Below are 20,017 nucleotides of genomic sequence, written 5' to 3'. Positions count from 1 at the left end.
TTTGAAAGGTGGTCAAGTCGAAAACTGTTTTTTTGTCGGAACCGGGTGGTTCGTCTGTCTCAGTGGGAACCTGTTGAAAGTTCACCGTGAGCGACAGTTTTCGCTGATTTGTTTCTCACTTGCGATGGGCCAAGTTATAGGGGCGATGGTTTAAGGGCACAAGCCGTCCCGTGAAGATTTTGAAAAGGAAATCCAATTCGGCTCACAGGACACTTGAACAACTTACCCCATGGCCAAAGGTCGAGGTTGCTCGGCCGGCCAAGGTTCGATCCTTAGTTGTGCTCATCTCCTCCGCTGATTACTGCGAATTGATGGTCGACAGCTACAGCTCGTCCTACCCGGGCTACCGATCTCCAATTTTCTAGTGGAGCCTCTTCAATCGGTGGCGTACTCAGGTAAAGCGAGTGAGGATGCCCAAGTTATCGTCGCCACTGCTCGCAGGACTTTGCCCTAAATCCAAAAAAGGACGGCGATTGAACCAAGTTGGCCCAATAACCCCCCAAATGTTGGTCGCAAACAGTTGCTTGCACCATTTCTGTGACCTACGGTTGCTCTGTGCGGCACGTGTGCTTCGGCCTTTTCGTCCCTGCGTACACCGCTGCATTTGGTTTGCCCGCCCTCTTATGCAGAGCGACATGCAATGAACGAGACTAATTCTTTAGTGGATGCCGGTGCTGTGCCCCCTGAGTCGGGGGATCTAGCCTCGCTTCTGCAACGTATTGATGGAATGTTGGCCGGAAAGTCCGCTCTCGAGGCGGTTCCTCCCGCCCCGCCGATTGTCGAAATGGACTCCACGGAACTAAGAACCATGAGCCAAGCCCCAGCCCAGCCCGCTGAAATTGAAGTTGAGAGCAGCGTTAAACACATTTCTGAAGTCGGGACTCGTCCCAGTGGCACTCCGGCTGCCGGAGGAGTCTTGGATGACGCCCGCAAGCGTGGTTCCCATCTGTGTCGAATGACTGGAAGCCGTGACGAGCCCTTCATTCCACTGGTTCCCAACAGCCTGGACGAGGCGGGCGTAAGCGAGTCGATGGTTGAGGAGCTCATCATGCGCTACTTGCTGACCGTCGGTGAAATGAGCGGAAGACGCATTGCTGGACAAGTCAAACTCCCCTTCCTGCTGGTGGAGCCGATCCTAAATCGGCTCAAGCAGGAGCAGATGACCGCCTATCGGGGGGCGAACTCAGTCAACGACTACACGCACGTCCTGACCGATCAGGGCCGCGCCCGCGGTCGCCTATACATGCAAAACACGACCTATTTTGGTTCGGCGCCGGTGACCTTAGAGGCCTACCGTGAATCGGTGCGTCTGCAATCGGTCGAAGGGCAATACCCGCGGCGAGAGCAGTTATTGCAAGCATTCAAGGACCTGCTGATCGATCGCAAGATGTTGGGCAAGCTTGGGCCGGCCATCAATAGTGGGCGGGGGATGTTCCTCTATGGGTACCCAGGCAACGGGAAGACGAGCATCGCCGAGCGGATTACGTTGGCGTTTGGAAAATACATCTGGATACCACGCTCGCTGAATGTCGAGGGGCACATCATGCGGGTTTTTGACCCGCTGCTGCACGTTGCCGAAGAGGTGGACTCCGGGGCAGGTGTCCTAAACCAGGCCGAGTATGACGGACGATGGATTCGCATTCGCCGTCCAACCATCGTCGCTGGTGGTGAGTTGACGATGGAAATGCTAGAGGTTCAGGAGGACCACCAGACGAAAATCGCTGAAGCACCCCTGCAGATGAAGAGCAATTGTGGAGTGTTGGTCATCGATGACTTCGGACGCCAGAAGATGCGCGTCGACGAACTGCTCAACCGCTGGATCGTTCCGCTAGAGAAACGCTATGACTTCTTAAATCTGAGTAGCGGTAAGAAAACGGAGGTTCCCTTCGACCAACTGGTGATCTTTTCCACCAACCTGCAGCCTCGCGACTTGGTCGATGATGCCTTTCTACGACGGATTCCCTATAAGATCGAGGTGCTCAACCCGTCGGAAGTCGCGTTTCGCAAGCTCTTCGAGATTATGTGCCCGAAGCTGAACATCCCTCACAAGCCTGAAGTGATCGACTATTTGATCCAAAAACACTACAAACCAACGAATCGCCCGTTCCGCAATTGCCATCCTCGCGATTTGCTGCTGCAGATCCGGAATTATTGCCTGTACAACGACGAGCAGCTGGATCTCAAGCCGGAGTTCGTGGATTTTGCTTGCGAAAACTACTTCTCTATTATGTAGTGCACATATATGTAGTGCACGACGATTGCGTGAGGATACCGCGTGAGGATACCGCGTGAGGATGTAGTGCGTGGCTACCACTCTATATAGTGTGTAGCGCCGCAAGACATAGTGTGTAGCGCCGCAATACGGTCGGGCGAAGGCTGCCCAGGATCCGCATCGCGGCGATTCGTCGTCGATGCTTCCTGCGGTGGACTGCCTGGTTTTGTCCCCTCCTCCGCCCCACCCAGGCGGGCGTTGGATTGCCGTGGGCAGCCTGTGAGACCACTTGAGACTATAGGAGTTGTTTGGCGCGGTCACACAGGGCTTGCGCTTCTGCCACGCTGGGTGCTTCGGCGATCAAGCGAACGATCGGTTCGGTATTGCTGCCGCGGACTAACAGCCAGCGGTCTTCCCAGTCGAGTTTCAGTCCATCGGGCTGACTAGCCTTGGCGTCGGTCATGGCGGCAGTTAAGCGCTTCCAGAATTCAGGGAGTTGGCTCGCCTCCATGGTGACCTTATCTTTGACAATCGCCAGCGGTGGTAATTCGCTCACCAAGTGGCTGATCTCGGTTTTTCGGCTCGACAGCAAATCTAGGATGCGGGCCATGCCCACGAAGCTATCTCGCACATAGCCGACTTGTGGGTCGATCGGTCCTCCATTGCCCTCTCCCCCGAAGACGGCCCCTTCGGCAATCATCAAATCGGCCACATTGGCTTCTCCAACGGCCGACTGCAGTAGAGGGCAGTCGTATTGCAGGGACAGCGCTCGCGCTAGCCCGCTGGTAGCGCAATTGGTGACGATGGTGCCAGGATGTTGAGGTAGGACTTGCATCAAGCACAGGGCAAGGGTCATCTCTTCTCCAATGTAATTGCCCAGCTCATCGATGACGGCTAGACGATCGGCGTCGGGATCCTGGCAGAAGCCCAGTTTGAAGCCCCCTGCCCTGACCTGCGCGCAGACGCCTTGCAGGTTGTCGGCGACCGGTTCAGGGGGATGCGCGAATGCACCATGCGGCGCTTCACCTAGCACGGTAACCTCGCACCCGAGTGCTTCGAGCAATCTGCGTCCCAGCAGGCTGCCTGCACCGTGATTGCTATCCAGGAGTACCTTGAAGTGTTGCTGTTGGATGGAGGGGGCGTCGATGGTGGCTAGGACCCGCTGCATGTGTTCGAGATGAGGATCAGCCATCGATTCCACTTGGCCCAGCTCGTCCACTCCGACCCAGCGACTGTGGCCGGCCCGGTAGGCCTCCAGGACTCTTTCTCCAATCGATTTGGTTAGCACGCGTCCGTCGGGGCCGAAAAGTTTGAGGCCGTTGTATTCCTTGGGGTTGTGACTCGCGGAAATCTGAACTCCGCCGACGGCTTTCAGCTGCTGGATTTGGACTCCGACCGTGGGAGTGGAGGCAACATCCAGGTCGATGGCATCCAGTCCACTGGCCACGATGGTCGCGGTTACAGCTCGGGCCAGCATCTGTCCACTGTTGCGTCCATCTCGCGCGACGACGATTTTTCCGCGGTGCCCGTCGGTACTGGTTAGGGAGGTTTGAAGGGCTGCGACCATCGCCGCCACGTAGCGAGCGGCGACCACTGGGGTTAGCTGTTCACCGATCAGTCCTCGTAGACCACTAACGCTGATGATGGGCTCGCTCATGCTTCTCTCCTTACTGGGTGTACTCTTGTATTTAAGTGGAATACAATCGCCCGGAATGCTCGGCTACGCCAGTCCTGGTGACGGTTGTTGTTGGTTTTTCACGAATTTTTGCTAGTTGTATTAATTGAATCAGGCCGTTTGGTGCCGCAAGGGGTGGACACATGATGAATGTTGAACAAGCGATTTTGGCGGCAGAACAGGCTGTGGCAAGCAGCCAGCTTACCGCTCCAGCGCTAGAGCACCTCAAGAGCTGGTTGACGGAAGAACGTTACCAGCCCTACCAAGCGTCCATTCTCCAGCATATCGAGCAGGGAGCTTGGCAGAAGTTGGATGATGTGTTCTGGACGGTCATCCCGTTCGGCACGGGGGGACGGCGCGGCCGCATGTATGAGTTTGGTTCCAACGCGATCAATGAACGGACCATTGGCGAGAGCGCACAGGGGCTGGCAACTTATATCCTCGAACAGCCCGACAGTCCGTCCAAGCAACTGAGCTGCGCCATCGCTTACGACACGCGGCATCGCTCGCGCGAGTTTGCTGAATTGTGCGCGTCGATCATGGTGGCCAATGGGTTCGAAGTCTATTTCCTGGACGAGTACCGAGCTACGCCACAATTGTCGTTCGCCGTGCGGTTTAAACACTGCGATTGTGGCATCATGGTGACCGCTAGTCACAATCCGCCGAGCGACAATGCGGTCAAGGTTTATTGGTCGACGGGCGGGCAGATTCTGCCTCCTCACGATAAGGCGATCATCGACCGGGTCATGAATACCCGTGAGATCAAGAAGGTGGATTTCCAGCAAGCTCTGGCAGCTGGGCAAGTCAAGATTTGCACCCAGGAGGTGGACAAGGCGTTCTTTGCAGAGGTCCACCATTATGCTTGGCCCGGTCCCCGCGACTCCAAGATCATCTTCTCACCGCTGCATGGTGTCGGTTCCTTTGCCGTCATGCCCGTCCTGGAGCAGGCTGGTTTCAAAGACGTCGAGGTCTACGCGCGGCATGCCGAACCAAGTGGTGATTTTCCCAACGTGCCCGGTCATGTCAGCAATCCCGAAAACCCTGCCATCTTTGATGAAATTATCGAGCGAGCTCAGCAGACGGGTGCCGATTTAATTATTGCTACTGATCCCGACTGCGATCGACTGGGTTGCGCCGCACCGCTGACGCTAGATTCGAGCGGTCCCTGGGCGACGATTAACGGGAATCAAATCGGCGCTCTATTGACCGATTTCGTGTGCAGTAAAATGCAGGAATTGGGCATGCTCAGCGAGCGTTCTTACGTGGTCAAGACGCTGGTGACGACGGAATTGACGCGCCGCGTGGCAGCGTCTTACGGAGTTCGCTGTGAAGGGAACTTGCATGTCGGATTCAAATGGATCGCAGGCACCATGGATGCCATCGGTCCTGCCGATTTCGTGTTTGGAACCGAAGAGTCGCATGGCTACCTCATTGGGCAATATGCTCGCGATAAAGATGGAGCCGTGGCTTGTTTGTTGATGTCCATGTTGAGTGCGCAGCTGAAGAGCCAAGGGCTGTCGATTCACGAACGGCTCGCAGCGCTCCTGCGGCAGCATGGCTACCATCAGGAAGGACTCGTCAATGTGCAAATGGAGGGAAGCGAAGGGATGGCGCACATGCAAAAGTTGATGCAAGCCTTTCGCTCCTCGCCACCGCAAAAGTTGGGCGGCTTTCCGGTGGCTGCCGTTCGCGACTACAAATCGCTAACGGTCCGCGCTGCAGATGGCTCCACGCAACCACTCGATGCGCTGCCCGCGGATATGGTGATGCTCGATCTCGATTTGGAGGGGAACTATTTTGCAGTTCGCCCATCGGGCACTGAGCCCAAAGTGAAATTCTACATGTTCACGTATTTGCCTCCTGCCGAAAGCCAAGATTTGGTGGCAGCCAAGGCCAAGTTGGCTCAGCGTCTGGCAGATCTCGAAAGGGATATTCGCAGCTACGTGGCTGGCGTGATTTCTTGAGTTAGGGCGACTCTTGACCGAAGCCTGGCCGGGGCGAGACTGGTGCAGCAGAGAGTGTTGCTGGCAGGAAAATGTTGGCAGGAAGATAGCCAGAGCAATTCAGCTTCCTGCCAAAACGTCCGCCTGGATGCTCCGAAACCGTTCACAGTTGTCTGCGACTTAAACTCAAACCTGAAGCAACGGTTGAAAATGTTAATGGATAGGGAAGGTCGTGAACGGTTACGATCTGTGCGTGGCAAGACTGCGTCATTGGTGGTGGGCTAGCCACTCTTGGATGGACTCTAGAAGCAGGGTTGCTGTGCCCCGCAGTTCTGCAATCTGCTCGATCGCGGAGTTGAGATCGCCCGACCGGGCCAGTTCCTCTACCGACCTGGCTGCTTCCGTCACTTGTTTCGCCTCGAATAGATTGGCGGCACTCTTCAGGGAGTGGGCGGCGCGAATGAGCAGTTTATCGTCGTGGTTTGCAATGGACTGCGCGAGTTCTCCCAGGCGTTGGGTCGTTTCTCGTTCCAGGGTTTGGACGAGCATGAGTTGTTGTTCGGGGGAGCACTTGAGTTTCTTTAAAGGAGCCTCAAAATTCACCTCGAATTTCGGACTCTCAGGCCGATGTTGGGTAGCTGTCTGCGTGAGAGGCGGATGAGCGTCTGTAGGCAGGAAAGCGGCTTGCCGGTCGCCACGCTCCTTGTGAAGCCGCAAACGCTGCAGCAAGTCCTCCAGCTCACCAAAGTCGATTGGTTTGCTGAGATAGTCGTCCATGCCAGCTTCTAGGCACCGCTCGGCGTCGCTTGCTAGAGCCGCAGCTGTGACGGCGATGATGGGAACTCTTCGCTTGCTTGCTTGCTTTTCCTCTGCCATGCGAATGGCAAGGGTGGCTTCGATGCCATCCATGACCGGCATTTGCACATCCATCAAGATACCATCGAACTCGAATTCTTCCCAAGCGTCGACAGCTGCAGTACCATCTTCGGCGACCGTCACGTCATGCCCTTCTCGTTGAAGCAGCCCGACGATTACAGCCCGATTTACCTCTCCATCCTCGGCAACCAGTAGACGCAGTGGAGATTCGGGGCGAGTGGGCGGAGGAGTGTTTTGTGGAGAGGCGGCAGGTGGGGCTGGAGGGGCCAGGGTACGACGGATTGCCTCGCATATCTCCGACTGCAAGGCCGGTTTCTGCAGAACCAGTAGATTTTCCTGAGCGGCAGCATTCTCCGCGTGGAGAGGGCGAACGGCAGACGACAGCAAGATGGTGATGGGCTGCCGTGGTGCAGATTGAAGGAGGCGTTCGATCAGTACAGAGCCGTCGATGTGCGGCATGACTTGGTCGACGATGAGTGCGATGTGGTCACTCGGCGCCTTTTGAAGGATGCTGTATTGCTCGGCGGCCTGTTCGGCATTGCTCGCCTCCAGGACTTGCAACCCGTGTCGCTGCAGGGCTGCCGCCAAAGTCGATCGCCCCTCGTAGTTGTCGTCCACGAGCAGGAGGTGCAACCCGGTGAGGTCCAGCGGAGGGCGCTCGGAATCGGCGCTCCGGTCCGGTTCCGGAGCGGTGGGCATGCGGCAGGTGAAGTGGAAGGTGGAGCCGACCCCCAATTCGCTGGCCAGCCAGATCTTGCCACCCATCATGGTGACCAGCTGACTTGAAATCGATAGGCCTAGGCCGGTGCCGCCGTATTGCCGGGTGGTCGAAGCATCGGCCTGGGAAAACGCTTCGAAAATTACTGTCTGCTTATTTTTCGGGATGCCGATGCCGGTGTCTTTTACCGAAAAATGCAAGGTGTAGTCGGGGACCGTCGGCGGTCCGTTGACCACCACAACTTCAATAGTAATCGAACCGCTGTCGGTGAACTTGATCGCGTTACCCACCAGATTGATCAAGATTTGTCGCAATCGATCGGCGTCTCCCATCAGATGTTCCGGTACATCGGGAGCAATTTTGAGGACTAGCTCAATCGTCTTTTTAGCCGCCCGAATGGCTAGGCTCTTGGCTGCCTGACTGACGCACTTCCGCAGTTCGAAGGGGAGTGATTCGATATCAAGCTTGCCGGCTTCGATTTTGGAGAAATCGAGAATGTCGTTGATGATGCGGAGCAAGGAGTGGGCGGACTGCTGGACCATTTCTAGAAACGACCGCTGTGCGTCGTTGAGGTTCGTATGGTTCATCAACTCGGCCATGCCGATAATCCCGTTGATCGGAGTGCGGATTTCATGGCTCATGTTGGCGAGAAATGCGCTCTTGGCTTGGCTTGCCTGGTGCGCCTGATCTCGAGCGTCGCGCAACTGTTGTTCGACGACCATCATCTCGGTAATATCGCGGGAAATTCCGAACGTTCCCACCACGGTGCCCTCCGAATCGCGGAGCTGCATTTTCGTGGTGGAGCACCATGTGTCATCGCGATGCGGCCATGTTTCCCGTTCGACCATGGCTACCATGGGCGCACCGGTCTCCATAATGCGCATTTCGTCCTCGCGGGCTTGCAGCGCATGCTCATCGGTAAAGATGTCGGCGTCTGTTTTTCCGATGGCTACCGTGGTGTTGGGGAGATTGAATTTCTCGGCCATCCCCCGACTGATCCGCATGAAGCGGCTTTCTTGGTCCTTGAAATAGATCGAATCGGGGACATTGTCGAGCAAGGCGTGCAGCAGGTAACGCTCGCGCTCCAACGCCAATTCTGTTGCCTTGCGGACCGTCGCATCCCAGAACAAGATTTGAACACCGGTAATTTGCCCATCGGCGTCGCGAAGGGGGCCTTTGACGATTTCGTTCCATTGGCGTTTGCCGTCGCTGGAAACGTTCTCTTCGAACTTATGGATGACCTCCCCTGCTTGAAGCACTTTTGCATCGTCGCTTTTAAACTGTTCGGCAAGGTCGCTGGGGAAGAGCTCGTGGTCTGTTTTGCCAAGAATATCGGCGAGGGTGAGATTGCGACGTTCCAGGTAGGCTCGGTTGGCATAGATGCGACGACCGTGCGTGTCCTTCAGGACCAAATTGATGGACAAACTGTCGACAATCGAGCGGAAACGGGCCTGAGTCTGGCGAAGGACCTCGTCGGGGGATTCGGTATCCGTGGCCCGGCTGCCAAGCAGCAGCAAGGAGTCTTCAGAAATGAATACCGAGTGAATCGTCATGGTCACCGAGGCACCACCGGTGTTTTGGCAGGGTAGAGCCAAGGGGGCCAGTTGCGGTTGCGACGACGTCGAAGTATCCAGGTGCTCGATTAAATTGCGATAGAGCGCATGCGATTCGAGGCATAGGACCTGCTCCCACCAGGGGCGGAAGCTGCACAGTTCTGCCGAGGTCCAGCCCAAAAAGGCAGCCGCTTTGGAATTGACAAACGATAACTTCCGCCCATCCCTCGAGCAGAGAAAAGCAAAATCACTTAGCCTCTCAAGGACCTCGGTGGCGGGCTGCTGGGAGATCGCTTCAATGTTCAACTCTGGCATCGGAAGGTTGCTTAAGAATTTAGTGTTTGACGCAATGTTTGATGAGTGTGATTTCGTTGCCAGCGTCGTTGAATGAGACCTTGTCCATGAAGTTTCGAATCAGCACGAGCCCACGGCCTTGGTTTTCATCCAACGTGTCTCCCTTGCTACTGAGCGCCTCGCGCGTATCAAACCCCTGCCCCTCGTCGCGTATGACGATCCGTATGAGATCTCGCATTAGGCGAGCTTCGATGTGGATTTTGCGATCTTTGTAGGGAGACAATTTCATTCGTTCGGACACGAGCGGATGGTCCCCCGTAATCTCATCGTCCTCGCTATCGCGTTGTTGCCACTGCTCGCGGCTCAAGCCTAGATTGCCTCGATAGATAGCGTTGGAACCGGCATGACGCAGCGCATTGCCAACACGATAGCGATCGACACCCGACAGTAGTTGCATGCCACCGGCGAGCTGCATTACCAAATCAATTGCGGTGGATAGGAGGCGTGGGTCGTTGGGGATTTCGAAGACGAGGCGGTTCTCAACGGTGCACTCTATCAATTGCGCATAGCTGCGATCGGAACGCATGACTCCCAACACGTCTTCGACGGTACCGATCAGCATTTCGTCGAGCATTGATTTAGGGACATAGGCGGTCGCGCCGACTCGCAAGGCTTCTGCGGCGAGACGCTCGGAACCGCGTCCGGTGACCAAGACCGCGGGAATGTCAGGAAAATCGGCCTGCATTTTCTTGATCAATTCAAGTCCATTCATCAGTGGCATCTCGAGGTCGGTCACCACGATTTCACTGGTTCCATTTATCAAGTGTTCGATGGCTGCCGTGCCGTCATCACAACACGTTACGGCGTGATTGGCCGATTCCAAGAGCAGTTTGATTTGGAGCGCTTGGGTGGGGCTATCTTCAACTAACAAGATATTTGGCATGACTGGGTCTCGTGAATGGATGAGGAGCAAAACAAGAGCAGGACTGCATACCCGGACCACTTCAGTAGAGAGTGATTCTAGCACAGCCAATAACCTGGGTGTGGGGAACGATGGCGATCTTTAGGGGAAGAAACTCATCTTTATCCCACGAGGCAAATTAGCGAGAATGGATGTCCCAGGTTGTGTTCCAAAGGTGGTGGGCAGCCGTTTTGATTTGCAGTGATGGCAGGGGAAGGTGGGAGGCACGCTTCCCAAGTGAACGCACCACTTGCGTGGCTGATGCGCTGCAGAAAACTTGATTGGCTGAGATGCCGTTCCCAATTAAAGAGAGAAGGCTTGTCGATGGATCGACGCACTTGGATGACAAAAGCGGGGTTCTTGGGAGTGGGAACCTGTGGCTGTATGGGGTGCAAGACTGCGCCCCTGACCGGCCGCCGCCAATTGATGCTGGTGCCAGAAGAGCAGGAGGTGACGATGGGCCGACAGGCCTTCGCTGACGTGGTCGAGACCAATGCCTCCTCGGAGGAGTCTCGTTACCAAGCGATTGTCCAACGGGTTGGGTTGCGGATTGCGGGAGTCAGCGATCGTCACGACTATGAGTGGGAGACGCGGGTCGTAGCCAGCGAGGAGCAGAACGCCTACTGCCTACCCGGAGGGAAGATCGTGGTTTATGAAGGGATCTTGCCCACCTGTGAGAACGAAGCCGGCTTGGCGGTGGTGATGAGTCACGAGGTGGCCCACGTGCTAGCTAGGCATGGCGGTGAGCGGATGAGCCAGCAGTCGGCGGTCAACGGGGCCAAGACGTTGGTTGCCTACGCAATGCGCAATCAAGAGCAGGTGACGACCGACGCCTGGATGAAGGCTTACGGAATGGCGACGACCTATGGAGTCATCCTCCCCTACAGCCGCAAGCACGAGTCGGAAGCCGACCACATTGGTCTGATGCTCATGGCGCGAGCGGGATACGATCCAGCCGAGGCACCGCGGTTTTGGACGCGTTTTGCAGCTGCCTCGAAGGGAGAGAAACAGCCCGAGTTTCTATCGACGCATCCCGCTGACCAGTCGCGAGCTTCGAATCTTGAGCAGCTGCTGCCGGAAGCACTCGACATCTATCGCCAGGCCGCCAATCCCATCGGTACTGGGGAGCGTCTGATTGTGTAACGGGCTGCAGCCAGCTAGGGTGTCTGTTCCCAAGGACTGTTTCCAGCCCCTTCCCCGCTTATACCGGCACCGGGCGGCCGGGGGGGACCGCCAACATTGGATTTGCCGCCAACAGAGGGTTCGAGTTTTGGCTAGACGCAAGCCGATCGTCACGATTCGCAGTTTCGGAATCTACTCACAGTGGGATGCAGAAGCGAAGGAATTGCCGCAGATCCAAGAATTCACCACTCGGGTCAAAGCGGAGTTGGACGTGGAGTTTGGGCTCGTGGTGAATGTTAAACGCGCCAAGAACCAGACTTTGCAGTACTGGATCTATCACCCCGACATCCCAGACGCGGATGGGCAGCCGCGACCTCCCTTTGACGGTGAAGTTTTTGTGCGCACCAATGACTGGGACTTTTTTCTGGGCGATACCATCTGGGAGCCCATTCACGACAAGCTGGGAGACTGGCGGCTAGTCGTCGAGCTGGAGGGACGTGTCGTAGCAGAAAAGGTCTTCCAATTGTTCGTGTAAGTTCACTTCTGCACGTTGGTTGAGATGGATCCGGCCCATGGCCCTCGACGCACCTTGGTGTATCCCGCTGCCTGGCGGAGGCGCGTTTCTTCGGTTGCGGTCCTTACAATCGTTACTTTGCGTAGCGATATCCTAAAAGCTATTCTCCGCAGGTTGACTCGCGTTTGACCCTCACAACGTAGGGTTTACCTTTCTAAGTCGAGTTTCTCCATGCCGCGACCCCCTGCTTTTCTAGCTGGGGAACCAAGCTCAGCAATCTGCCTCGTAGGACCCCTACGAGGGGGCAATTGTTCGACTTGCATTCGTGGCTTCCTCCTCTGCTGTCGATTGGGTGACAAATGAATCGTTCGGAAACTTCTCGCAGCTTAGGGCAATTCGCAGAAACGAAATTCAATGCATTTGAGGATGACTCGACCGATTTCCTGGAAACTGTCCGAGACCTTTCCAGCGAGAGTCTCGATCAACAATTCGATTCGTTGATCGACTTGCTGGCTACCGAGCAAAACTCCGACACGGCGGTGCTTACCCTCGCTGAGTGTGAGGATGAAACTCAGGCAGATACAGCCGACTTGCTAACTGCATCGACTGCAACCGAACTGCCCTCTGCTACGCAGGCCCAGGCAACTGCGGCTGCCTGCGAAACGCTGGAATTAAGTATAGTGATGCCTTGTTTGGACGAGGCGGATACCGTGGGGAACTGCATTCTCAAGGCTCAATTTGCCTTGGAGAAAATGGGGATTCGCGGGGAGGTCATTGTTGCCGATAACGGTAGCACCGACGATTCCGTCCGGCTGGCGGAAGAGTTGGGTGCGCGGGTCGTGCATGTGACGGAACCTGGCTACGGTGCGGCTCTCATGGGAGGCATCGAGGCGGCGCGTGGACGCTTTGTGGTCATGGGGGATGCTGACGATAGCTACGATTTCAGTCAAGCCCATCGCTTTTACAACCGCCTGTGTGAGGGAGCAGAACTGGTACAGGGGTGCCGGCTTCCTAGTGGCGGAGGGCGAGTCATGCCTGGAGCCATGCCGTGGTTGCATCAATATGGCAACCCAGCGCTTACGTGGTTAGTGCAGAAAATGTTCAAAGCGCCCATTCATGATGTTTATTGTGGCATGCGTGGATTTTCGAAAGACCTCTACGAGCGTCTTGACCAACGCTGCACGGGGATGGAATTTGCCACCGAGATGATTATTAAGAGTACCCTGTTTGGTGCTAAGATCGCGGAGGTGCCGATCGTACTGCATCGCGATGGTCGCCAGTCGCACCGCCCCCATTTGCGTACGTTTCGAGATGGCTGGAGAACGCTTCGATTCTTCTTGTTGCAAAGCCCGCGTTGGACGTTTCTGGCACCTGGCGCCCTGTTGGCTGGTTTGGGAGGCATCGGATATGCCCTGGTGTTGAGCCGAGCCAATGTGGCCGGAATCGTATTCGATGTTCATACTCTGTTGGTCGCAACCCTCGGGTTGATGATCGCGGCCCAATTGGCGAGCTTTGCTCTGTTGGCCAAGACCTTTGCCGCCTCCGAGGGGCTGCTGCCTCTTGATCAGCGAGTGGAGCGATTCACCAAGCGATTTAGCCTCGAGCGAATGCTTTCCTTGTCGGCACTGTTGATCGCAACCGGAGGGGGTGTCGTGGCTTGGAAGTCTTGGGAGTGGGCGGCCGAAGGATTTGGTGCTTTGGACTATTCCCATACGATGCGCTGGATTATTCCAGCTGCAGGAGCTATTGCGGTTGGGGCACAGTTCGCGTTCTCTAGCTTTTTGATGAGCGTCCTCCGCTTGGCCCGCCGATAGTCGATAGTCTGGCTCAGAGACTCGCCCACAGGGATTCGCCATGAACACTTCAGCCTCCACATTTGATTTGGCTGCACGCGAATATAGCCAGCAGCTGGATCAAGGGATCTCCTTGAGCGGGGAGTCTGCGGACTTTTTCGTAGAGCATCGAGTTCGCCTGCTGGCAACCTATTTGCAGACTCATACCGAAATTAGACGCCCTCGGGTGCTCGATTTTGGTTGCGGAATTGGCAACGCCACGGAAGCATTGAAGGAACAACTCGATGCATGTGAGGTGATGGGCCTTGATTGCTCCTCCGAGTCGATCCGCCTCGCTCAACAACGGTTTGCCAACTCCGCATATCGGTGGACCGTGGGTGGAAGCGAAATTGCACCAAGTAGTCTTGACGTGGTGTATACCTCTGGAGTCTTTCACCATATCGAGCCAGCGCAACGGCAAGTCGAGCTGTCACGCATTTTTCAATGGTTGAAGCCGGGCGGCGTGCTGGCCTTGTTTGAGAACAATCCATGGAATCCCGCTACGCACTGGGTGATGTCGAGGATCCCTTTCGATCATGATGCGCAATGTTTATCTCCATGGGAAACTCGGCGACGCATTAGCCAAGCTGGCCTCACGCCACAGCTGACTCGTTCCCTGTTCTTTTTTCCGCGTTGCTTGCGGTATCTTCGCCCTTTGGAACCGCTGCTGAGTCCCTTGCCGATGGGCGCTCAGTATGTGGTGCTGGCCAGGCGATCTCGCGACCTCCCGAGCGGTAATTAATGCGCAGTCCGAGCCGAGCTCATTTACGCTTGCATCGCAATGTGACGTGGTGGGGAGCGATAGGAAGCGTGGGTGGATTGGCCGTAGCCATCGCTGCCTTAATCTCCTGCTTCACTCCGTTCGTGCCGCTGGTTCATGACGAGTTCGCTTACCTTCTAGCGGCGGACACCCTCTTGCAGGGAAGGCTGGCCAATCCGACTCCGGAAATCTGGCAACCCTTCCAGTCCTTTCATATTTTGCTGGAACCCACCTACGCAGCTAAGTATCCGTTAGCGACTGGAATCGCCACAGCGCTGGGACAGCTTCTGTGCGGTATGCCGGTTGCGGGTAGTTGGTTATCAGCCGGGCTGTGCGCGGTAAGCCTGACATGGATGCTGGGGGGGATCGTCAGTCGCAGATGGGCCGTGGCCGGTGGCTTGATTGTGGCCTTGCACCCCGCGATGCAAGTGATTTGGTCGCAGAGTCTGATTTACGGTTGGATCACCGCTGCAGGCTGCGGCCTATTGACGGGAGCCGTGTTTCGTTTGCGCCGAAGATTTCAATTCAGCGTGGCCTTGGCCGGCGGATGCGGTGTCGCCTTGCTCGCTCTTTCGCGGCCGTATGAAGGATTGGTGACCACTTGCATGAGTGCCGGAATGTTGTGGTTTTTATGGACGCCCCGCGCATTCTCGCAGCGTCTCATTCGTAGCGTGTTCGTTGCGGTGAGTGCCGCGCCGCCCATCGCGGCTGCCCTGGTGCTGATTGGCATGCACAATTTGGCGGTGACCGGTTCGATTGCTACGTTGCCGTACCAGTTGCATGAGGCACAGTATGGTGTTGCACCACTGTTCATCTTTCAATCGGTTCAGATTCCGGAGATGGCACAGGGGGGGGATCTGCCTGCGGTTGTCGACGCATATCATCGGGAATGGTCGCTCAATAGTTACACCAGTCGCCTTGGGATCTTGGGGTGGCTGAGAGGCTGGGGGGCCTACGCAAAGATTATCATGTTGTTTTGGGGCTGGTTGGCGGCCCTGAGCCTCTTGATGATTCCCTGGTGGGGGCGTTTCCGAGTGGGAAGGTGCCTCGCATTCTGCATGGCAGGTCACTTGTTGGCCTCCAGTTTCGTTTGCTGGGATTTTCCACACTACATCGCAGCGATCATGCCCTGGTTGTTATGTTGGGCAGTTCTCGCGCTGCGGCGGGTGGCTAGCTGGGGGCGTCACAGCGGCCTGTTCGGTGCCGCGCATGTGGTCATTGCATGGCTTGCGATTCAGTTCATTCTGTTGGTGATGCTGACAGGGCAAGTACGGCATTCCACCAGTCGCCTTTGGGGACTCGAACGCCAGAAGATTATGTCTAGTTTAGAGAGGCAGGGTGGCAAGCACCTCGTGCTGGTCCACTACGCCGACGATCATCATGGACAGTACGAATGGGTCTACAATCTGGCCGATTTGGATTCTCAATCCGTTCTGTGGGCGCGCGGCGAACGCGACGACTGGAATCGGCGCATGGAAATGAAGTACGGCTCCGAGCGAACTCAGTGGGAGCTCTATGCGGATGAACGTCCGCCCCGCCTGCAATTGCTTTCCGCGATTGCTGAAGAGAAGGAGGAATTGGCCCACTAATCGTGGTGGTAGAGGGAATTTCGCGACGCCCCACTCACTCCAGCCGGCAATCCGATTAGACTGTCAGGTACGTGTGGTGGGATCTTTGAACAGGGGGCGAGAGCATTGATACCTAAATCGCTGAGTATCTTAGTTGCTAGGGCAGGCAATCTTGTGCCGTTGCGCATTGCATCGCTGCTCGGAGGGGGGATCGCGTTGTGCGTTCCTGTTGCATTTCTACTACTAGGAACGGTGCTCCAGTGTTTGATGGTGGCCGGTGCTTCGCCAGCGATGCTCAGACTATCCAATTATTTGCCAGACCTGAATGGGCTGCTGCCCCCTGCCCTGTCACCACTGGCTCAAGTAATTGCTTGGCTAGCGATCGCCCTGGTGCTGATGGTACTCATGGCCAGCCTGCTGTTCCTGTTCTACTATCAAATTCATGTCGCAGCGGTTCGCTTCGAAGTTGCGTTGATTGCGCGCTTAAGAAAACATGCGCGCGCTTTAGCGACCGTCAGGACCTTGTCTGCCCAGCAAACCGCCTTAACCGATTGCCTTGATTATCACTTGCCTCGTGTGCGAGCTAGCCTCGGGCGTTGGTGGAGAACCTTTCCACGGCATGCGGTGCAGCTCATTAGTTGTTCCATCTTGGCCTGTCTGTTGCAGCCCTTGTTGAGCCTGTTGACCGTTATTGCGGCGTTGTTGATCGTCTTGACCTATCGCCTCGTTGATCGGCAGCGCCGCACCACTTTGCCCGTGGTCCGCGAGCGAGCGACGCAACAACGCGGCAGCCTGATATCGCTCAGCTTGCAGGGGCCCTTACTGGAGTCGGTGCATGATGAGTCCGAGGTTGAGCGACGATTTTCCGACGAGCTGGCGCATTATCAACGCGACGCAGTGCGAAGCTTGACGAGCTCCATATGGAAAACACCGGTTCTGATCCTTGTTTCAAGCATTCTGGCTGGATTGTTTCTGTTGGTGAGCTCCGTTCAGATCCTCCGCGACGACAGTAGCCTGAGCGTGGCTGGCATGCTGACCTTCTTGCTGTGTGTCCTGGCTGCAATTGTCAGTACGCTTCGCTTGCAACGCTCGCTTCGGGAACTGCAGTCGGTGGAGAACGCGGCCGATGCGTTGGAGCATTTTCTTTCGCTTCCGGTGGAGGAATACGATACGAAGTCGCTGAAGTCGATTTCCAAAATTACCCAAGAAGTGGTCATGGACCACGTGACGGTTCAGGACAGCAGCGGTCGCAAGTTGCTCGACAATGTTTCAGCTCGTTTTACGCCAGGCAAGCTGATTGGCGTGATCGCCAGCCATAGCCTGCAGTCTCGCGCTCTCGTTGAACTCCTAATGGGGTTCGGGCGACCCGTCAGTGGACGCTTGCTGTTCGACAACCAACCGGTGACCGATTTGCAACCCGAGAGCCTATCCCATTGCTCGCATTGGGTTTCGCAGGATGGGGCGATTGTCACAGGCACCGTACGTGAGAACCTCGTCCACTCGCAGGCCGTTCCTGGCTACGACATTGACGAGGCGATCGTGGATGGACGGCTCACCGAAGTGTTGCAGCAGTTGCCGGATGGATTGGCGACTCTGATCACGCCCGGCGATGATCGCCTGCGTGGGGATGCCGCGTTTCGTATTGGCATCGGTCGCGCACGAGTGCTCAAGGCGTCGATCGTCGTGATCGAAGAGCCCGAGTCGCATATTGATCAGCAAGTTGAGCAGCAAACGCTCGATGCGATTCGCAGCTTGGTGAGGGACGAATCGATCGCGGTGGTGCTGCCACAGCGTTTAATGACTCTCCGTCTATGTGATCAAGTCATTGTGATTCACGATCATAAAGTGGTAGACATTGGCTCCCACGCTGACCTCCTGCAGAAAAATGAGCTGTATCGCCATTTGAATTACCTGCGGTTCAATCCCTTCCGCACGGTAGCATCCTAACCGACCGCGTATGTCGGTTTAAGAGCGTTCTGAGTTGTGCCACGATTGTAGCAATCCCAATCGCGTTGTCGCGGCAATCACCACTCCTTGCTCACCAGCGGGCTGCGATTGGTACCGTCCCCGGTAGCATGGCCCCCCGGGCCGTGAGAATCACCCAACCCGTGCGTCGCCCCAATCGTTGACGCTAGCAAGCCGCTATTCGCAATCTCACACCGCGAGTGTCGCTCTTTCTAACGCTGCCTCCCGCCGTATCGTTTTTCAGGCTTACGGCCGCCGCCACCGCGAAAGAAGAAGACTCGCTAGCACCGTGCCTGTGAGCGATTTTTGAGGTGACGCTCAGCAATCAAGCGGTTTGGCTACGAATATTCGAGAGCAGACTTCGGTAGCGCCCCAAGAGTTTGCGGATCAGAACTCCCAGGTAAACATTGACGACTGCTGAGAATAGGAAGATTACCTGAACCAGCGTCCCCATCGACTTCGTCTGCGCGGCTTCCTCAGCAGCTTCCACTGCGGCACTTTCAGCGGCAACCAACTTGGCTTTGAGTGCGTCGACGTCTTCCTTGCTTTCAGTTGCAGCAGGACGGTCTGCTGGTGAGCTACTATTGGGAGCAGGAGTGGCAGTTTGCGTATCTGTGAGAAATCCTCTGCGGGCAACAAGGCTTCTCAGTTCCTGCAGTTCCTGCGCGTCAGCTGCGTTTAGAGCATTTGGGTTGCCTGAAGCCGGGGCGCTGGTGTAATTGTTGCCACTGTAATTGGGGGCGTTCCCGTATGGGTCGCGTCCCAATGTGCGATCGTTGAGTGTCGGGGTGAGCGGATTGCCGCCGAAACCCGGAGTCCCATTGCCAGCGTAGGGCTGAGTGTAGCTGCCGGAGTCGGCTAATGAGGGAGGTGTCTGTCCCGCATTGGAATTGAATTTTGAGTAATCGGCAGTCGAGGACTGCCCGTAGTTCGGGTTGCTATAGCCGTTCGGACCTCCGTAGTTTTGTCCCGACGACGAGCGAGCGTCGGCTGTCAGAGCGGAGGGGCTACCTTGCCCCGGTGGGGCAGATGCTGAAGTCCATGGGGTATTCGAACCGTTCGCAGAAGCACCAAAATTGGAACCTGTGGGAGATTGGGTCGACGGCAACCCTCCCGAAACGCCCGAGGGGTATTGCTGGGCGGTTGGACTTCCGGTGTTGAGTCCCGTCGTTGCGGGCGGTGCACCACGGCTGCCGGCTAGAAACTGGTCGGAGGGTGGTGGTGTGGGGCTTGTATAACCACCTGAGGTAGAGCCTGCATAACCACCGGAGGTGGGTGGTTGCGTCGGAAACTTGGTTGACAGATCGGACAGACGATTGCTCTGGGCGCGAGCTTCATCCGCTAGATTGCCTGAGCTGCCAGCAGGCGGCAAGGACACTCCGTTGTTGGGCAAGCTCGATCCATTCGAATTTGCTCCCAACCCGGGGGGGAATGCACTGCTGCTGCCACTGCGTTGAACATCTACAATCGAGGAGCGATCGACTTCTGCCATTCTCCCGTTTCCGACGGAGTCCAAAGCGGCAGTCACATCCGCGGTGTTGATACTGGGCCAAGTACGGATCACTTCTAGACTTGGCGTGCGTGGCAAAGGTTCGGTTCCAAAGCGGACTACGAAACGCTGCACGCGCCCAACTAGTTCTGCCGGGATATCACTGAAGCTCTCCTTGATTTCGCCGCCGCGGCCGAGCATTTGCTGAGCCTCTTCGGGAGATATCTGGATGTAGTAAGTCAGTTTTTGATCAACCGGATCTGGTTCCCAGCCGTAATTTCGGGCTTGCGGGTCCTGTTGCGCAGCGGGATTCGGCAATTGTCCCAACAGACCATTGGGATTCACTTGGCCAGCAGCCAAGATGATCAAGATTAGTCCGAGTCCGTTCATGAGTCGTAGTCCCTATTCCGTTGGGTCCAATGCCACTGGAGCCACACGGGGTCGTTCGTGTTCGCGATTCGCTGCAAACCTAAGTACCGCAAACATCGTACTATCCAGCCTTGAATCCTAGGGGGGAGGGGCATCCCAGACTGGC

General features: G+C 56.3%; 12 protein-coding genes. 8 read left to right on the top strand and 4 right to left on the bottom strand.

The window, feature by feature from the left end; translation table 11 throughout:
* Positions 1-640: 640 nt before the first annotated feature.
* On the top strand, positions 641-2,233 hold the full coding sequence (locus Q31a_RS22785) for an ATP-binding protein (RefSeq protein ID WP_231690901.1): 1,593 nt from the start codon (positions 641-643) through the stop codon (positions 2,231-2,233).
* A gap of 274 nt (positions 2,234-2,507) precedes the next feature.
* On the opposite strand, the gene glmM is transcribed toward Q31a_RS22785, so the two are convergent.
* Positions 2,508-3,869 carry a phosphoglucosamine mutase gene (gene glmM / locus Q31a_RS22780; RefSeq protein WP_145082888.1) on the bottom strand — a complete coding sequence of 454 codons (1,362 nt, stop codon included), beginning with the start codon at positions 3,867-3,869 and terminating at the stop codon, positions 2,508-2,510.
* Positions 3,870-4,033: 164 nt separating this feature from the next.
* Between glmM and Q31a_RS22775 the strand changes: the two genes are divergently transcribed.
* Positions 4,034-5,851, top strand: a complete 1,818-nt coding sequence (locus tag Q31a_RS22775; protein WP_145087557.1) for a phospho-sugar mutase — start codon at positions 4,034-4,036, stop codon at positions 5,849-5,851.
* A gap of 246 nt (positions 5,852-6,097) precedes the next feature.
* Here the strand turns inward: Q31a_RS22775 and Q31a_RS22770 are convergent, their stop codons facing one another.
* Positions 6,098-9,292, bottom strand: coding sequence for a hybrid sensor histidine kinase/response regulator (locus tag Q31a_RS22770; protein ID WP_145082886.1), 3,195 nt, complete (start codon positions 9,290-9,292; stop codon positions 6,098-6,100).
* Between the two features lie 19 nt (positions 9,293-9,311).
* Positions 9,312-10,214: an ATP-binding response regulator gene (locus Q31a_RS22765; RefSeq protein ID WP_145082884.1), complete on the bottom strand. Its 903-nt coding sequence runs from the start codon at positions 10,212-10,214 to the stop codon at positions 9,312-9,314.
* Positions 10,215-10,556: 342 nt separating this feature from the next.
* Between Q31a_RS22765 and Q31a_RS22760 the strand changes: the two genes are divergently transcribed.
* The 6 genes from Q31a_RS22760 (at position 10,557) to Q31a_RS22735 (ending at position 17,975) form a co-directional block, all read left to right on the top strand.
* On the top strand, positions 10,557-11,375 hold the full coding sequence (locus Q31a_RS22760) for a M48 family metallopeptidase (RefSeq protein WP_197355543.1): 819 nt from the start codon (positions 10,557-10,559) through the stop codon (positions 11,373-11,375).
* 127 nt (positions 11,376-11,502) lie between these two features.
* Complete coding sequence (locus tag Q31a_RS22755) at positions 11,503-11,889, top strand: DUF3859 domain-containing protein (protein ID WP_145082882.1); 387 nt, start codon at positions 11,503-11,505, stop codon at positions 11,887-11,889.
* Positions 11,890-12,227: 338 nt separating this feature from the next.
* Complete coding sequence (locus Q31a_RS22750; protein WP_197355541.1) at positions 12,228-13,682, top strand: glycosyltransferase family 2 protein; 1,455 nt, start codon at positions 12,228-12,230, stop codon at positions 13,680-13,682.
* Positions 13,683-13,722: 40 nt separating this feature from the next.
* Positions 13,723-14,442 carry a class I SAM-dependent methyltransferase gene (locus Q31a_RS22745; RefSeq protein WP_145082880.1) on the top strand — a complete coding sequence of 240 codons (720 nt, stop codon included), beginning with the start codon at positions 13,723-13,725 and terminating at the stop codon, positions 14,440-14,442.
* Positions 14,442-16,049, top strand: coding sequence for a hypothetical protein (locus Q31a_RS22740; RefSeq protein ID WP_145082878.1), 1,608 nt, complete (start codon positions 14,442-14,444; stop codon positions 16,047-16,049). The genes Q31a_RS22745 and Q31a_RS22740 overlap by 1 nt, the downstream gene beginning before the upstream one ends.
* A 153-nt stretch (positions 16,050-16,202) precedes the next feature.
* The gene (locus Q31a_RS22735; protein ID WP_145082876.1) at positions 16,203-17,975 is read left to right on the top strand and encodes an ABC transporter transmembrane domain-containing protein; all 1,773 of its coding nucleotides are present in this window, start codon (positions 16,203-16,205) and stop codon (positions 17,973-17,975) included.
* Positions 17,976-18,318: 343 nt separating this feature from the next.
* Here the strand turns inward: Q31a_RS22735 and Q31a_RS22730 are convergent, their stop codons facing one another.
* The gene (locus Q31a_RS22730) at positions 18,319-19,872 is read right to left on the bottom strand and encodes a hypothetical protein (RefSeq protein WP_145082874.1); all 1,554 of its coding nucleotides are present in this window, start codon (positions 19,870-19,872) and stop codon (positions 18,319-18,321) included.
* Positions 19,873-20,017: the final 145 nt, after the last annotated feature.

The sequence above is a fragment of the Aureliella helgolandensis genome (assembly GCF_007752135.1).
Classification (GTDB): domain Bacteria; phylum Planctomycetota; class Planctomycetia; order Pirellulales; family Pirellulaceae; genus Aureliella; species Aureliella helgolandensis.
This window is presented reverse-complemented; position numbering and strand designations above follow the sequence as displayed.

Coding starts and splice junctions, on each gene's coding strand:
- Q31a_RS22745 (WP_145082880.1), top strand. CDS start 13,723: ATGAACACTTCAGCCTCCACATTTGATTTGGCTGCACGCGAATATAGC.
- Q31a_RS22770 (WP_145082886.1), bottom strand. CDS start 9,292: ATGCCAGAGTTGAACATTGAAGCGATCTCCCAGCAGCCCGCCACCGAG.
- Q31a_RS22740 (WP_145082878.1), top strand. CDS start 14,442: ATGCGCAGTCCGAGCCGAGCTCATTTACGCTTGCATCGCAATGTGACG.
- Q31a_RS22775 (WP_145087557.1), top strand. CDS start 4,034: ATGAATGTTGAACAAGCGATTTTGGCGGCAGAACAGGCTGTGGCAAGC.
- Q31a_RS22785 (WP_231690901.1), top strand. CDS start 641: ATGAACGAGACTAATTCTTTAGTGGATGCCGGTGCTGTGCCCCCTGAG.
- Q31a_RS22730 (WP_145082874.1), bottom strand. CDS start 19,872: ATGAACGGACTCGGACTAATCTTGATCATCTTGGCTGCTGGCCAAGTG.
- Q31a_RS22760 (WP_197355543.1), top strand. CDS start 10,557: ATGGATCGACGCACTTGGATGACAAAAGCGGGGTTCTTGGGAGTGGGA.
- Q31a_RS22750 (WP_197355541.1), top strand. CDS start 12,228: ATGAATCGTTCGGAAACTTCTCGCAGCTTAGGGCAATTCGCAGAAACG.
- glmM (WP_145082888.1), bottom strand. CDS start 3,869: ATGAGCGAGCCCATCATCAGCGTTAGTGGTCTACGAGGACTGATCGGT.
- Q31a_RS22765 (WP_145082884.1), bottom strand. CDS start 10,214: ATGCCAAATATCTTGTTAGTTGAAGATAGCCCCACCCAAGCGCTCCAA.